This is a genomic window from Vibrio sp. 1159, assembly GCF_033340395.1.
In the GTDB taxonomy this organism is placed as follows: domain Bacteria; phylum Pseudomonadota; class Gammaproteobacteria; order Enterobacterales; family Vibrionaceae; genus Vibrio; species Vibrio alginolyticus.
In genome coordinates this window covers 1-15,505 of the sequence record NZ_JAWOWL010000044.1, presented here as the reverse complement: position 1 = coordinate 15,505, position 15,505 = coordinate 1, and the positions used below count along the sequence as shown (strand labels likewise).

The window sequence follows — 15,505 nt, the reverse complement described above, 5'->3', positions numbered from 1 at the left end:
TTGATAATACATTCATATTTAAAACGCTCAATTTAGAATGTGTAGTTTATATCAGTCTTGGCATTGTTCCAATTTATCTAAGAATCCAATCGCATCGCTATCGTACAATTCTGACTCTTTTAAGCTTCGAGGATGTAAGTTAAACCCAAGTTTTCTAGCCAATACCGGATCCAGTGAAGTCGATTCATTGCTATCTAGCTTAGTAATAATCTCAATGTTTTTCAGCTCACCTGTTTCAGCAGAACTGAATTTGACTCGAACAGCGTCCAACTCTTCGATTTCTAATTCCTGTGTGTGATATGCCCAGCCAAGTTCGATCGGAATACCATCGACATGCGCACATAGTGTGACAGTGTTACTTGCCTTACAAACGTTCATAACCTGGAGGGTAGTTTCGTTTTTCAAATCCATCTTATATTTCTCTCTTGTTGATTGATCTGCGGCTAGTACTGTTCCTGCATGTACTAGGAGTGCTTCTCTACCTGTAACTTCACATGCTCTTAATGCTAACTGCTTTGCATCTATGCTCAATAGAGGGTTAACAACGTAGATGTTTGATAATTCCTTGTTGAATAGCTGATTTAATACCTGGATTCGTTCTATTAGGTTTTGACCAGTTCTGTCGCATTCAAAGTAATATAGGTCTTTGATATACACTGAACCATCTAATCCCAGTTGAACATCAACAAGCAGTTTTTTGCCGTTCAAATATTGGTTTATCTTGCATAGCGTGACCATGTTGCGTTGGTTTACGCAGATAGGAATACCTGCAGGGCTCATGACCGATATTGCATATTGGGCATTTATGTCAAAGCTAACTAGTGCTTCAGTTCCATACGCGGGGATGACCTGTACCGCATAGCTATCACTATTAAATTGTTCAGTTAACGTAAATTCATTCCCCTCAGTTAGACCAGTACGAAGTGGCCAGTTTGTTTGGTCTAGATCATTCTCAAAACGAAAAGGCATTGTGGAATCAATGATGATTGAACCTTCTTGGATGTACTTATTTACCACTCTCTTAAATGTATCGAAAATGCCATTAGAAGGTATTGGTTTAGGGGTGGCTGAGTGAAAACTCTTCTTGAGTTCTCCGCCTGCTACAACCTCTGTTAATTCAATTATGTGGCCTTGGCTACCACGCTTGGTTTCGAGTTCAATCGCTTGACCGTCTTTAGTTTCCAATGCAACTGTTAAGGATTCGTTTGGTACCATCGTTACCTCAGTTTATTGAACGCCTGGAGCACAAGGCATGATGTTTAGGGGTCGAGGTGTGCCAACAACCAGAGCATCACTGGTGTGTTTCATTTCACAGCTCATCTTCACACCATCTAGCATGTCAATGGCTGCGTCGTAGCCAACAACTGTTTCAACTGCTTGTGAAGCAACCGCGACCAGTTTATTTAAGGCTCTCTGTGCGTCAGCTGCACTAGTAGCTCCAGATGTTTTTAGAAATAGGGCGATTGCTTTTTCAGCAAGAATTTCTGTTTGAGAGTTTGAATGCATTATTGATATATCCTTTTTATGCCCCGGCATCCGGGGCGGGTAAATTAGTATTGTGGTTGGTAGTAAGGCGTTTCTTCGTAATGATAAAACTGACCATCACCTACATTTGGTACCACTTGAGTATCCTGTTCAGGAACCGTGTCTGTAGTTGCATCAACACTCTTCAAATAGTCTTGCATTGAGGCTAAACGCATTGCGATAGGACCTGTGCTATTGATTGGCCAATCCTTAAATGCCTGGCGGATAATACTTTTAGCCACCATCTGCTCAAACCAATCGTTCCATACTGCCCCAAATGACAGTTGGCGTACTTTATTTATGAGGTCCATGCTTACGGGGGTGCAAATGAAGCTACCGTCCGGGCGCCTAGCCATACAATACCCTCCCACAAGTTCACCACGGCCTTTAGTGTCAAAGGGGTTGTACTCGTGGATTGGCTTGCTAAAGCGGTCTACCCATTTAAAGTCATCATTTTTATAGACCAGTTCGGCAACTGCACTATCAATAGCACCACTATCAATACCCAGTCGTCGCAATCCCTTATATGAAGGCTCAAGGTGACACTCAACTCGTTTGAGGTTTTTATTCCAGCGAGGAACGAGATATGCGAGGCCAAGTTGCGGATTAAGGGTTAGGCCGCTGTTCGCCACAAGTACCAAAGACTTTTTAATAGACTCATGAGTGGCATAGGCTAGGCTATAGTCTTTGTTGTTGGAGTTGTTGAAGTTCGTTTCGATCAACTGTTTTGCATAAATAGCTTCTTCATAGAAGCGGATATCTAGACCCGAACTTTTTGCTATTTTCTCAAATGAGTCTTTCGCACCATCAAGTACACCTGCAATTTCATCAAAATTAACAGCAGGCAATGGTTTCTTTGCTTGCTGGTTACGTTGATTGTTTTGTCGTTGCCATTGTGCTGGTGGACGATGACTACTTCTTTCCTGCGGATGACCTTGTATTGGTGCCGACTGTTGAGCTGGTCGAGACTGCGCGGGTTGAGATTGAATGTTACGTTGTGGTTGGCGTTGATGTTCAATCGCAGGGCGCATATCGTTATTTCGACCGTGGTGTTGAGCTTGCTCCATTCCTGTATAACCTGAATGTTGGTGAGTTGTCTGGGTCATGACTTAAATCCTCAATGTGGTGCTTTTCCACTATCATCAATCACACTACTGATCGTGCAAGTAGGCTTTTATGAAAAATACAGGCCTTGTGTTGTTGCCGTTTCAGTTGCTTCTATGACTGATGGCTTAACACTTTCTTGATTATCTGCTCGTTTAAAGAAAGCTTCTGCTCGAGTTCGGTAGCCACTCTTTTGTGCCGCATGACGTGACGTATTGACGATTGCGCGACGCTCTGTTTTTTCATAAAGATCCAAGTCGTTCTCCGATAAGTGTTTCGCTGCTTTAGCCAGTCGACCATGTTGTGCACTAGCCAGAGAATGTAGAGCACGTTTCAGTACTTGTTTTTTCTTAAACTCATCGGCAAATACTCCAAACCATGCTTCATTACCACTAAGCAAGGCGACTTGATTAAGTTCATCTGCCTTCATAAGTGTTGTTAAGTAATCGCCGTTCGGTGTGCATACCGTGCATAGAGCGCCAACAACGGGTCCACGGTCACCAAAGATGTTAGGAATATCGATTTGAGGCTTACTTGTTACGTCGTTGCTCAGTCTTACACTGTCCTTTTCGTGTATAACCCAAGTCGTGACGTGCGTCAGTGCTTTAGCTTCAGCGCAGAGGTGAAGCAGACCTTTGTATGTAACATGCAATTTTGCAATTGCTTGGCCGGTTGCATTCATTTCACCGATAACCATTGCATGGTCAAGAGTAGGTGATAGAGATAGACCCATAGCAGCCGCGTTAAATAGCGCATGGGCAACACTTTCAGGACTTGTTTTGGACAGTGGTACACGACTGGTGTGTGAGTTAGCTACCAACCGCATGGCAATACGAGATTCAACGTCGAAATCTAAATGTTCGACGGAATTTTCTTTAACGATGCTGATGTAGTCCTGTTTTATTTGATTAATAGCGAACTGGTATTTTTTCATCATGGGTTTCCTCTGTTTCTCACTATTAAAAGCGATGTTGCGAAACGCGCTAGTTCGCTCATTGTTGCCCTGGCATGCCAAATTCTCTGTCATGGTTAAACAGAGCGATGTCTAATGATTTTGTAGCTTGTTGTAACTCTGACAGCAGAGATTGAGGTGGGGCAATGAGAGTTTTTAGTGCTCTTTTGAATACATGGCGTTTAGCGAAATCAGGAGTAAGAGCTTTGAGATCGCCGCAGCTTAATCGAGAAAGTTCTTTCAGTTCTCTAATGGTTATCGTAGTGACCAACAGGTCATGATTTGGCACTTCAATAACGCAGATGGCACCTTTAAGCATTTCATTCTTCACGGGTGTTCTTACAGGGAACGTTGAACCAAAGACATTACCATTCCACGAAATACCATCATCGCCAGTTACAACATCAAGTGTGGAAATCGTGTATTCACGAATGCGTGACATTGTAACCTCAATGCCGGCAAGTGAAACGTCCAGGTAGAACTCAACTTCATTATTTACCTGCTTAAACATGGATAGCGTAGCCAATCCTTTTTCGGGACATAGTGACAATCCCAACTTCGCTGCATGGCTTATTGCTTGAATGATGCTATCTCGGGTTGATGGTGCCATCGTGTGGCTGCGTTCAAGATTGGGAATAAGCGCATGAATTTTCTGCAGCTCAGAAGTTGCATTTAGCAACCCGTTAAATGGGGAGTTTTCGTACAAGGCACGAATTTCTGAAACAAATTGATTGTAATGACTCTGCATTTCTATATCCGAATTTAAAATATCTAATAACTAAAATATTCGAATTTTCAAAACGTGCCATAGTGAAAGCGTGATAATGTTGTGTATTGAAGGGTTCTACTTGATACAATGTATCTAATTTTTCGTACAGAATAACAGGGTAGTAAAATAAAAATGAGCAACGAACGTCTAGAAGTTTTGAAGTTAATCTCAGACTCAATACAGCACTCTGATGATGGTCTTTCCAAGAAATAAAAAGCTTTAATGATCTTCAAAACCTATTGCAAAACACTGCAATTTGACATTATCGATATTGAACATAAAAAGAATCTCAAAACTAAGCCATCATTCAAGTTACTCGACAGTGATGGCATGACATGTGGCTTAATATGTAAGGAAACCTTAAAGGTCTTGGGTGACGATGGCCTTTCATATTTTGATCGGAACATCATCTCGGGAATAGGTGCCCTTTACCAGGAACTTGAAAATGCCTATTTGTCAATTACCAGCAATGAGCACAGTGTCGAAGAACGCTACATTAAATCGATGACACAAATTCTTTTAGCACTTGGTTACCCAATGGAAAACATAAAGGTACACAGCCGAAGACACGAAGGTTACAAGGTGGATATAGCTCAACTGGAAGGTCTTGATTATACACCGGAGGAATTCATACGATGGGGACTATGGATACCTATAATTTTAGCTGGTGTTATCGGTTTGTGGCTGCTTTCGCTTTAATTTAATTCAATATTGAAGAGGTCACATTATGGCCTCTTCCCATTACTAAAAGCGAACGTTTAGACCGTTTAACCGGATACCAATTAAAACAGCACCAGCAGGATATCTGCGCCATTGGGACTCAGGGTAAATGGTAATCCTTTCTTCTCTCCAGCCTATTTACTTTGTTTGAGCCTACGTAGCTTATGGTGGGCTTGAATATGCTGGCTATAAAAATTTAAAAAAATGTGTTTTTTAGGGGTTGTGCGTTGAGAGATCTACGAGAGTATGGTCTCGAAAACCAACTCAAAGGATAGTTATCATGCAAATAGTTAAATCAAACATCACGGCAATCTCTCTACTTGCGGCGTTAGTTATGGCAGGCTGTTCGAGCTCTCCGGTAGAAGAGTACCAAGAGCAACTTCAACAAGACAAAGAAGTAAAATACAGCAAAGAAGAGAAGAAGTTTAATTCTGTACCTAGCTGGTTTTTGAACGCACCTAAGAACGATGAACAGGGTATCTATGCTGTCGGTACTGCCACCAGCAATAATCTGCAGTTCTCGATGAATCACGCTAAACTCAACGCAGAATTCACTATGGCTAAGGCAATGAGCCAAGAAGTTTCTGGCCGTGAACGTGCATTCATGCGTGCAGGCTCTAACGGTAATGTTGAGTCTGATTCTGAATCAGTGGTTACTAAGTTTGTGGACTCAGCTGACATTGTGGGCGTAGATACGGTCAAAAATGAAGTTGTACTCATTGATGACAAATACACTGTATATACGCTTCTACATCTGTCATACGAGAATCAAGCAAACATTCTCTCACGTAAAGCTGGCGATACCACTCAGGCAACCGCAGCGAAAGCATACGCAGAAGTGGAAGCCGAAGTGCGCCGCCGAGCAGCAGAGCGTCATCAGTTAGAAGTTGATAAAGCTGCGGCGGCTGCAAAAGCAAAAGCCGAGGTTAACGCAAAGGCTGCCGCTACCGCTGCAAAGCAGGCACAAGCAGAAAAAGCAGCTCATTCAAATGAATTAACGTCATCTGCATCGTCATTAATCCAAACCGTTGAAAGCAAGATTTAATCGTGCTTGGTCGTAATCATGTTATCAGTGCAGGTGCGGCCTGGTTATTAGCTGGGCCGTACCTTTTAAATTATCAACCTAAACCATTTGAATCCGTAGTAATGTTCGTTGCCGTGTTATTCGGCTCGTTGTTACCCGACATTGATTCGCCCGAAAGCTTACTGGGTCGGCGTGTGAAGTTTATTTCAGTGCCGCTGAGTTATATGCAGGGGGATCGCGCTTTGCTCCCTTGGAGTGAGGATACGCATAGTCGCGGTATTACACACTCAATATGGGCACTAGGTGCGTGTTTATACTTTCTAACGGGCCAATTCGGTATCGCAGCTGCGGTAGGTTTCGGGTTTGTGGCTCACTTAATTGGTGATGCACTGACACCCGCTGGCGTTCGTTTATTCTGGCCACTGAGTATAAAAATTAGAAGCCCGATATGTTTTCGGACGGGTGGGTTCATTGAGTACGTGTTCACGACAGCTTTAGCGACGGGTGCAATTGCAGTCTGGCTCGGCTATGACGTTTTGAACATATTGCAAGGTTTAGTAATAAGCTAATTATTGAAAAGGTGATAATGCATGATCGATAAAAGCATGACGGGGATTATCATTAAGGGAATTATTCCACAATTCGCGCTAAAGGAATTCGATGCTGACAGTATTTTAGAAGAAGCCTCTCCCGAGGACATGATCAGTCTAATTACAAGCGTAGCTTCTGAGTTTGGTGAAGGAGAACTTAACTATTCATTCGACTCAGAGCATAGAGCTTTGCAAATAAGAGTCATGGACCTGGGTGTCGATGTTCAGGTATCAAATTTGAATGAGCACATTGACTGGGAATTTGAAAATAAGTCTGATTTTCTTCTTCTTCGATCAGTTATGCCCAAGTATATGAAGTTTGATAGTGAAACAGTGATGCGTATGAATGAGGCTCACCCAAACATCAAACTATATTTGAAAAATGAAAGGTTAGTGATTGAAGAAGCATACTACCTCTCATATGGCGTATCTGTATTGAACTTAATGGACAGACTAAGTGCCTTTTTGAATACATTAAGTTCCATTTAATCACGGTAAACGCTACGCATGTTGAATTTATTGACATAGTTTAAAATGTAGCGTTTTATTGTATAAACAGATCTGGTGATTTACACAGTAAGGAATAATATGAACAAGACGCAACTAGTAGAATCTATCTCAGAAAAAGCAGACATTTCTAAAGCGGCTGCGAGTCGCGCACTTGACGCAATGCTAGAAGGTATTACTGAATCCCTAAGGGCGAAAGATCCAGTTCAACTTGTAGGTTTTGGTACATTTAAAGTGAATGAGCGTGCTGCACGTACAGGCCGTAATCCAAAGACTGGCGAAGAGATTCAGATAGCAGCAGCTTCCGTACCGGCGTTTTCCGCGGGTAAAGGACTGAAAGATAGCGTGAATTCTTAAATCGTTATTAAGCTCGGGTAACTGATGATTTACCGTTAGTTAAGAGAAGAAATCCGAGATTTATCTCGGATTTTTTATTTCTAAGATCGAGATTTAAACTAAGACCATAAGTCTAAATAGAATATTTTTTCTTGAACGATGATGCGGAAGCAAACAACCCAATAGCCACAGTCGTTATTAAGATACCAATCAAGAATGACAAATCTTCGTATGCTAGAAGGCCATAACAACTGATTCCAAACGCAAAAATGGTTAGTGATACATTGATACGATGGCGCAACGGCCGTTTAACAGAATGCTGAGCATACTTTTTTACTAAATCAAATCCCATAAACTTCACTCTTAATACAATTACCAATTTACAACGTATCAGCCAAGTCCTGATAGAGGTTTCCAGAATTGATCAGCTGGTGGACCGACGGAGTAATGTCTTCACTGATGTCAATGTCGCGGAATTTCTTCTCACGAACAATTGAACTGCTTATGGTGCTCAGTTCGGGGTTGACCAATAACGAAATGCGTCCAACAAGTGGAGTGGTATCACTCGATGTTGAAAACTTTGCAATATGCTCTGGCTTAACAACCAATGTGACTTCTGCGGATGGGTTCTCAGATTCAATATATTCAATCACCTGACTAGTTTTGACGTAAGTACCATCAGGATTAATCAAGTGTTCTACAGGGTACACTGAGGCGTTTTTAGAGCATATATCACCAAGGAATGCCTCAAGCATATCTATACGAGTTTGGTAGTCTGCTAATCGATTACCACGAGCATAGGCCTGGATTGGTACCAAAAGTACGCGATCGTAAAGAGACAAACTCTCAATCAATTTCTTGTGGCCGATGGTTGGTGGGTTGAACGCACCTGGTATCACGGCGGTTTTCACTTCTATAGATTCCTCTAACAATTGAACTAACCAAAGCTTTAATAACGCTTATTTTTGAACATGTGGTATTGTATTGTATTGTATTGTTTTTGATATTAAATGTCATTCAACAATAGGTTTTACATCGATTCATAAGAGAATCTATGTAAATCAGTAATACAAGTTCTGGATATGGAGTTCTAACAAAGTGAAAAAAACAATTCTGATAAGTAGTGTCATTGGTTTAACTGCTTGTAGCACACCGCAGAGCTACCAGAGTTTCCAAACTGATAAAGAAAAGCAAGTCTCTGAATATAGTGATCAAGATGCCAAATCGGTGACCTTAAAAGTTGTTACACCAAAAGAACTCAAGAGTTTGGATGATGCAATGAAACTGAATTATGAGGTCGTGACTGATGATCCAAAACGTAAAAGTGATAAAGATAAATATATTTTTTCTTTAAATAAAAGTAGTGACCGGTTTACGTTTGTCGAGACCAAATGTAGTTACCATCCGGGTGTAGGGCCTATCTTCTTGGATGGCCAGTTCATTGATAAAGATACAAGATGTCTGGAAAGCCAGTTGCACGACTTTCCGCCAAACGGTCATAAAACGCAGGTCAAAGGTAACTACCAGTTTAAAACCGAAAAAGAATCAAATACTCATGTGTTTAAGATTGATTCAGCAACCTCACAACATTCAACGGGACCAAATTTATTCTCTGGATACATCATTTCTGACGTTGAGCAGAAAGCTACAGCAAATTCGTTGGCAAACCATTTTGCTAGATATGTCGATAAGCAATTCCAGTTTAAAACCGGGTATGGGTATAACTCAGTACAATCAGCAATGTTTAGAAATTCTACCTTCACACAGTTCGATCTGAATAATGTCGAAAAGATAGATCGATTCATTGACGTCACAGGCACACTTAGTCAACGAATGCGTCAGATGGGCCAAGTTTACGTGAAACTTAAAAATGCAGATGGGTATATTGCTATTCAAGTAGGCCACGATACACACAAGAACGATACCGTTGTATATCTGACACCAACTTACTACCTAGTCGTTCCTGACAAAATATCAGGGGAGCTTACTTTTGATTTTTCACAAGCAAGAAAAGAGTTGGTTGAGTTTATCAAAGGGGTCGAGCAGTCGCTGGAAGGGTGATGGTTCTCGTATCAAAGCCATCCCAAATTTAGCTATCAAAACGAAAGTGCGTACATGCGACACATAGTGTGTATGCCTTCATATTATTAACAAACACTCTTTTATTCCAACTTTAATGCATTGATTGTTAAGTGAATTTAAATAAAATTCATTGCAAATAGAGAATTCAATTTGAAGGACTGAGAATTTGAAAATTAAAGGAAACATTAGACCAATTGCACTGGCTCTTGTTTTAGGTGCAATACTAGCAGGTTGTAAGGCAACTCCTGATGTGATCGAACCGGTGCCTTTTAGTAATCAGAATAGCGCTGCACTCAATATAGCGAATCAAACTGCCCTGACAAAAGACCAAAGCCCTCTTAGAGATTACACAGTGCAAGAGGTTCAAAATGCAGAAGTGTCCCTAGAGCAACATTACGGGGGCAATAAACCCATCATTTTAGGTGCACTAAAGCTGGCGACACTAGATCTGACAGGTGTCATTGATGTCGCAGGAGGCTCAATGGCTAACCTCGCTCAATCTAACCACATTGCGAGTAAGCCAAGGTGGTTTGTCGCTTTGCCTAAAGTACAATTCCAAAGTAAAAATGAAGCAATAGATTTTGCAAGACACAGCATCCGTGAAGCTCAAATAAAAGCATACTCTACTTATGGCAATGTGAAGGTTGAAACAAACCCTAAAAACAGTGCAACGTATTTATCCCTTGAAATAAATGGCAAAGTCACACCGATTGGTGGCGTGTATAACGAACAATTACAACCTACTGTGATTGAATCTAAATTCTCTGGTGTTGACAGTTACCTAATGGGTTTTGATGGCAACATGTATACAGGGTTCATCTCTGTCACGGGTGCGCTAATAGCGGAACTAGAGAATGATAGTGTAGAAATATCACCAACAGTGGTGTATCAGTCAATCACGAATGAGTTACCCGAAAACTTCTTTATATACATGCCATCATTCGGACAGTTTCATGGACAAGGCAAGGTATACACCGATTATAGTCACGTCGTTCCTTCCATTTACACTCAAGGAAAAAAACTTCAGTTCATCAAGCCTGAATAACTCAAGGCTTTGATGTTTGAGCTATACGGATTAAAATAAAATATACAAAACATTGCAGGGGACAAGTCACTGAGTGTGGCGTTAGACTTCGTATGGAGTGTTGATGAAGATCCATATTATAGGTGGGCCTGGAGCTGGAAAAACCACTTTATCGCGAACAATATCGAAGCACTTAGGTTGCAATATCCTTCACCTCGATGACGTTGCATACGACAAAGGTGACTTCAATAGACCAACATCACGAGAATATAGACTGACAAAGGTCTCACGCTTTACTAAGCAAGATAGCTGGGTAATTGAAGGTGTTTACTTTAGTTGGGTGGGAAGTAGCTTTAAGCATTGTGACAGGATAATTTTTCTCTCATTGGATAAGAGCTCCCGGAGGGACAACATTATTGATAAATTATCAACGCGCACGAATCTAACAATCAAGCAACTGGAAGAGCAGAAAGCCAGACTTCTTAAGTCGAATGATGAATTTGATGATCTATTTAAAGAAAGAATTTGTGGTTTTCTGAAGAAATTTGAAAGTAAAGTTGTTACTGTAAACGGAAGTGTACTTGATCTAAAAGAATTACTCTGAACGTCAATCTGGCGTCTAGTAAGAAAGCTACCTGGGGATGTGAGTTCGAGTCTCACAATCGCTAGATTTGTGAAAGCCACATTATTACTAGTAACTGCTGCTCTTTTATTAGCGCAGCCCTCACTTTTTGTTACTGCATTTAACGCAGTTAAGGAGGGTGTTTTTATGGTTGAAGCATTGAAGTACGAACTGTTGATAGCCCTAAAACCAGTAGGCAACGTTTTATTGGCCGTAGCAGCTAGCGTGACAGCGGGTCTGTTCCCCAGCCGCATATCTAACAAGAACAGTCAGAAGATCGTAGCAAAGCTGCGTCTCTGCATTGTTTCTGTCCAGAAATTTCACAAGTGGGCACTTTCGAACGCAAAAGTGCTCCGTTCCTAGCTAGGGATGCTAATTTGCCGATTTCAACGTACTGAATATTTTTCAATCCATTCGGGTAATAAAGGTTTGCTCGTCATCCACAAAAGCTACAAAGCCGCCGTTATAGATAAACACCCGACCACGCCCCTCTACTAGACAGGCAAGCTGTGGGTTCAAATCTTCTTCGTTATCCTTCCTTTGAAAAGTGCCTGTATCTGTGATCACGCCGCTGAGTGTAGGCAAATAGCCATAAGCACGCTTGGCTTGATCGATCAGGTTCAATTCGCTGTCAGTAGAGAAGCAAGAGGGGATAGCACCAGCGTCTTCGATAAATATAGGTTTCAGTTCTTCAAAAGCTGTAATCACCAGCCAGTCAATGCCGTTAACATGATGGATAAACATAGAGTTGCTCGATAATTTTGATGCGGAGATTCTATCACTATCAGGTGCAGAACGTAGTAGAAAGTTAGTTGCTAAAGCCGGTAATTCTATGCCATTTCTGGACGTTCACTAGTGCCCTCGATACACGTTTTTGTCCAGAGGCGTGTTTCAGAGGTTCTGGTCAAAAAACGAGGTATTGGTCCGAATAGTTGGCGGCTAATCAAACATCTTAAGAAAAAACACTATAAAAGTACTTACATAGCTATATCCATAATAAACTTACATTCAAATAAGTGAAAGGAACTAGCTATACATGAACGATTCAATAACTGATTTGGAATTAAGTTTTATTGTCTCTACAGAGGTGGGTGAACTGTATGGTAAAGCCATAGAGTTTGCCAAAAGCATTCCTGATTATTCGTTACTACAGTATCGGCATATCATAGATTTAATGCTTACACAGATAGCAGACAAATATGATGTTGTGTTCAACACGTCTGACTTAATTACGCGTATTGATACTTTGTTTGATAGCCAGTTGATCAACAACTCGACCAAGGACTCTTTCCATCAAGTGCGTATACTTGGAAACAAAGGAGCTCACATAGAGCGTGAAAAACCGCAACAAGAAGACGCAACACTTAAGAAAGCTGAACATAAAGAAAAAATGATTCAGTTGGTAGAGCAAGGACGTAAACTGCTCATTTCAATTTTTGAAGACGTACTCCGACTTAATGATGACAGCATCCGTATTGGAAAAGTAGTCATGATGGAATTGTCGATTCAGGAATTTCAGCATGTCGTAGCTCAAGGGATACTCACAAACGATTTTGAATCCAAAATGAAAGCAGCCTTGTTGGTTGATAATGCGGCCAATGAACAGGCTCAGAGTGGTGGTATAGTTGTGTCATCGAATGAACTGGCACATGGGGAATCGATGCATGCTATAGCAATGAACCTATTCGATGCTTGCTGTACTTTATCCGCTGATATTACCTTAGAAAAGGAAGTCTACGGGGAACTAGAAGGTAAGAGCAAAGAAGAATACATCCAAAAGCATGCGGATCTCGAAGCATTGTTTAAGTATGCTTTGACTGCAGATATGGTCACTGATGCAAACGAAGAAAAGAAAGTAGCAAGAGTAAAAGCGGCTGCTGAACGGGGATTCGAACCAGCGCAACTATTCTACGCTGAAGAACTATATTTCAATCAATCTAAGTATGATGAAGCACTCAAGTATTTTGAGATGGGGATTGATGGGGTAGAGCCGGGGGTTTACTTGTCATTATTCCAGTTCTACAAAGATAAGAACAATCCACACCACGATTTAGAAGAAGCTTTTACCTATTTGCATCGTGCAGTTAATGAGGGAGCACGAAGTGCTAAAGCAACCTTGGCGGGAGAGTACTTCAGTGGGGAATATTTGCCTGTAGATATAGACCTGGCGTTTTCACTTGCAGAAGAAGCAGCGCGGGAAGGTTGCATTAAGGGAATAATGCTGTATCGCATACTTGAGCTACACACGTTGGCGAAGCACTACGAAGAAATGGAACCAATAAAGAAAATCAATCCTCACACTAAGCAACCCAAGCTAGGACCAAATGAGGAGTGTCATTGCGGATCAAAAAAGAAATTCAAAAAATGCTGTAAGGGGAAACCACCAAGACCTCTTCCTCATGAATTGTTTTATTGATTGTTAGAGCTGTAAAAAGGCCCCTGAAACAGGGGCAAAATAACCTATTGGCTTCTAGATACCAATTACTATGTAGACCTAAAACCAAGCCTTTTTGTTTTGGACATAAATTCGGTCAAAATCTTCTTCTGTCTTGGTCAGGTAGATGATGAACTCAATGAATGCAATGATACCAATAATGATTGATGGTAAACCTAGAAGAATGAAACCTAATAAGAATACAATCAGCATGATGAAGCCTTGCTTTTTGTATCCTAGATAAAATTTGTGAATACCTAATGAGCCAAGAAAAAATGCAAAGAGAGCTGCAGGGATTTTTTTGCTCGATGTCGCTGTGCTGGCTTCAAGATAAATTTCTTGAGCGGTATTTTCAGACGCAGTGAAGTCAACCTTACTCCCGGTTTTTGGTAGTTGGCTGCTTTTCCATTCTGACATATTCAACTCATATCGATTTCCATCTTCACCTGAAATAATACCCTGACGTGTAGTCTCATCGAAATTTAAGATAGAGCCTTTCATTTTTAGTCCTTCTTGATTGTATGAATATTACGCTTTACCACTTTGCGCTTTGTGCATTTAGCTAAGGCAAATGGAAACTGTTTGCGATAACTGTATCGCTAGATTTATTCGCTCTGTTAAGCCACAGATGTATCGAATTCTTTAAATCAACCCTTTGTATGAGGCAACCATTGTGGGTCAATGGGTACAGGGTTCTATACACAAACCTTTCCACCGAAAAAGTGGATAACTTTACCGGATAGAGCGAAATGGCTGTTTGTCATTGTCACGTGTAATGATTTGGCCTGCACTAAAACGCTCACTTCCAACTACTGCGGATTGGTGCAGAACACCTCTTTTAATTTGGCCGTTTGGAAAGAAACTGATTTCCTGACCAGGCGCAAATACAAGTTGGCCATACTGAACCGGTGTATTGCTTGGTATATAAGAGCGAATACTTCCGCCTTCATACCAAGTAAGCTGGCCAACGATTGGGATGTTCATGTACTGGCTAGGCCTTGATAGATTCACCCCTAAACTTTTATCTACCGGGTCGACGTAATAAGTGCTGCCGGCGGGTATAAGAATGTCATGGCGCCATTCATCGGCTAATGAAGGTTGAGCCCTATTGTTGTCGGAAATTACATTTGCGCACTGTTTAGATACTTGTTCGTTATGTTTTATTAAGCACTGCAGTAGTGCTTGTGGATTACCATCAGTGGTCGAGCAAAATGTAGAAATCTCAGGTTTGCAAAAGCGGCGTACCTGGTGAAACTGGAATTGCCCCTTTACGGTTGCTATATCTCTAACTTGCCCAAGGATCTGATTCATTCTATCTTGGCTCATTAGACTTTTGGATTGGTTAGACTGTTGACGATTGGATGCTTCTGTCTGTCGCTGAACCTGGGATAGTATTTCTTTTTGCCAACTTTCTGTTTGGTCTGTAGTAAACGAAAAACTTGTGGCTGGTGCAGCACAGAGGGAAACAGTACACAGTGCTATGAACCGACGTAAAGGGCATCTTAACAATGATTGATAATTTTTAAGCGGCATACAATTACCACGAGTTCAATAATTGTAGTTATTTTGACATGGTTTATTGATAATCATAAGACTTGTACAGCAGAAAATCGGAAAGGTTGTAAAATTTTTCCTCAATATTGGGAGGTTTAGGAAGTTAAATGCCGTTGAGTCCGTATCATTCTGTTGCTTACGCACACGACCTATGCCGCTTATGATACTTAGCCATGAATTGCTGTATGTAGTGGTACGGTGAATTTGGCCACCTGATTAGAGGTGTTAAGATACACCTCATAGCATGACAGGTGAAACTATGA

At 41.1% G+C, this 15,505-nt stretch carries 18 protein-coding genes; 9 read left to right on the top strand and 9 right to left on the bottom strand.

From position 1 onward, the window contains the following. Positions 1-51: 51 nt before the first annotated feature. The 5 genes from R7127_RS23240 to R7127_RS23220 all read right to left on the bottom strand — a co-directional run bounded on the left by R7127_RS23240 (position 52) and on the right by R7127_RS23220 (position 4,328). Entirely contained in the window at positions 52-1,215 is a 1,164-nt protein-coding gene (locus R7127_RS23240; protein ID WP_318148571.1) for a hypothetical protein, read from the bottom strand. A gap of 12 nt (positions 1,216-1,227) precedes the next feature. Beyond that, positions 1,228-1,506: a hypothetical protein gene (locus R7127_RS23235; RefSeq protein WP_206953840.1), complete on the bottom strand. Its 279-nt coding sequence runs from the start codon at positions 1,504-1,506 to the stop codon at positions 1,228-1,230. A 44-nt stretch (positions 1,507-1,550) separates the two neighbouring features. Next, a complete protein-coding gene (locus R7127_RS23230) occupies positions 1,551-2,630 on the bottom strand; it encodes a RecT family recombinase (protein ID WP_318148570.1) in 1,080 nt (359 codons plus the stop codon). A 68-nt stretch (positions 2,631-2,698) separates the two neighbouring features. Beyond that, positions 2,699-3,565 (bottom strand): recombinase RecT, encoded by an 867-nt coding sequence (locus R7127_RS23225; protein ID WP_318148569.1) that lies wholly within the window; start codon positions 3,563-3,565, stop codon positions 2,699-2,701. 55 nt (positions 3,566-3,620) lie between these two features. Continuing rightward, positions 3,621-4,328, bottom strand: coding sequence for a hypothetical protein (locus tag R7127_RS23220; RefSeq protein WP_318148568.1), 708 nt, complete (start codon positions 4,326-4,328; stop codon positions 3,621-3,623). Between the two features lie 243 nt (positions 4,329-4,571). Here R7127_RS23220 and R7127_RS23215 point away from each other — a divergent pair, with 243 nt between their 5' ends. From R7127_RS23215 to R7127_RS23195, 5 genes are all read left to right on the top strand, one after another. Then, entirely contained in the window at positions 4,572-5,048 is a 477-nt protein-coding gene (locus R7127_RS23215; RefSeq protein WP_318148567.1) for a hypothetical protein, read from the top strand. Between the two features lie 301 nt (positions 5,049-5,349). Beyond that, positions 5,350-6,114 carry a hypothetical protein gene (locus R7127_RS23210; protein ID WP_318148566.1) on the top strand — a complete coding sequence of 255 codons (765 nt, stop codon included), beginning with the start codon at positions 5,350-5,352 and terminating at the stop codon, positions 6,112-6,114. A 2-nt stretch (positions 6,115-6,116) separates the two neighbouring features. Next, a complete protein-coding gene (locus R7127_RS23205; protein WP_318148565.1) occupies positions 6,117-6,662 on the top strand; it encodes a metal-dependent hydrolase in 546 nt (181 codons plus the stop codon). 21 nt (positions 6,663-6,683) lie between these two features. Further along, positions 6,684-7,172: a hypothetical protein gene (locus R7127_RS23200; RefSeq protein ID WP_318148564.1), complete on the top strand. Its 489-nt coding sequence runs from the start codon at positions 6,684-6,686 to the stop codon at positions 7,170-7,172. Between the two features lie 99 nt (positions 7,173-7,271). Beyond that, a complete protein-coding gene (locus R7127_RS23195; protein WP_206953853.1) occupies positions 7,272-7,547 on the top strand; it encodes an HU family DNA-binding protein in 276 nt (91 codons plus the stop codon). A 359-nt stretch (positions 7,548-7,906) separates the two neighbouring features. Here R7127_RS23195 and R7127_RS23190 read toward each other — a convergent pair whose 3' ends face one another. Continuing rightward, entirely contained in the window at positions 7,907-8,437 is a 531-nt protein-coding gene (locus R7127_RS23190) for an adenylyltransferase/cytidyltransferase family protein (RefSeq protein WP_318148563.1), read from the bottom strand. 187 nt (positions 8,438-8,624) lie between these two features. Here R7127_RS23190 and R7127_RS23185 point away from each other — a divergent pair, with 187 nt between their 5' ends. From R7127_RS23185 to R7127_RS23175, 3 genes are all read left to right on the top strand, one after another. Next, positions 8,625-9,587 (top strand): hypothetical protein, encoded by a 963-nt coding sequence (locus R7127_RS23185; protein WP_318148562.1) that lies wholly within the window; start codon positions 8,625-8,627, stop codon positions 9,585-9,587. A 187-nt stretch (positions 9,588-9,774) separates the two neighbouring features. Continuing rightward, the gene (locus R7127_RS23180; protein WP_318148561.1) at positions 9,775-10,653 is read left to right on the top strand and encodes a hypothetical protein; all 879 of its coding nucleotides are present in this window, start codon (positions 9,775-9,777) and stop codon (positions 10,651-10,653) included. A 103-nt stretch (positions 10,654-10,756) separates the two neighbouring features. Beyond that, complete coding sequence (locus R7127_RS23175) at positions 10,757-11,236, top strand: hypothetical protein (RefSeq protein ID WP_318148560.1); 480 nt, start codon at positions 10,757-10,759, stop codon at positions 11,234-11,236. A 423-nt stretch (positions 11,237-11,659) separates the two neighbouring features. On the opposite strand, the gene R7127_RS23170 is transcribed toward R7127_RS23175, so the two are convergent. Then, a complete protein-coding gene (locus R7127_RS23170; RefSeq protein WP_318148559.1) occupies positions 11,660-11,998 on the bottom strand; it encodes a cytosolic protein in 339 nt (112 codons plus the stop codon). Positions 11,999-12,290: 292 nt separating this feature from the next. On the opposite strand from R7127_RS23170, the gene R7127_RS23165 reads away from it, so the two are divergent. Next, positions 12,291-13,670 (top strand): DUF4145 domain-containing protein, encoded by a 1,380-nt coding sequence (locus R7127_RS23165; RefSeq protein WP_318148558.1) that lies wholly within the window; start codon positions 12,291-12,293, stop codon positions 13,668-13,670. Between the two features lie 78 nt (positions 13,671-13,748). Here R7127_RS23165 and R7127_RS23160 read toward each other — a convergent pair whose 3' ends face one another. Continuing rightward, complete coding sequence (locus R7127_RS23160) at positions 13,749-14,189, bottom strand: TM2 domain-containing protein (RefSeq protein WP_318148557.1); 441 nt, start codon at positions 14,187-14,189, stop codon at positions 13,749-13,751. A 231-nt stretch (positions 14,190-14,420) separates the two neighbouring features. Continuing rightward, positions 14,421-14,999 (bottom strand): cysteine rich repeat-containing protein, encoded by a 579-nt coding sequence (locus R7127_RS23155; protein WP_318148556.1) that lies wholly within the window; start codon positions 14,997-14,999, stop codon positions 14,421-14,423. Positions 15,000-15,505: the final 506 nt, after the last annotated feature.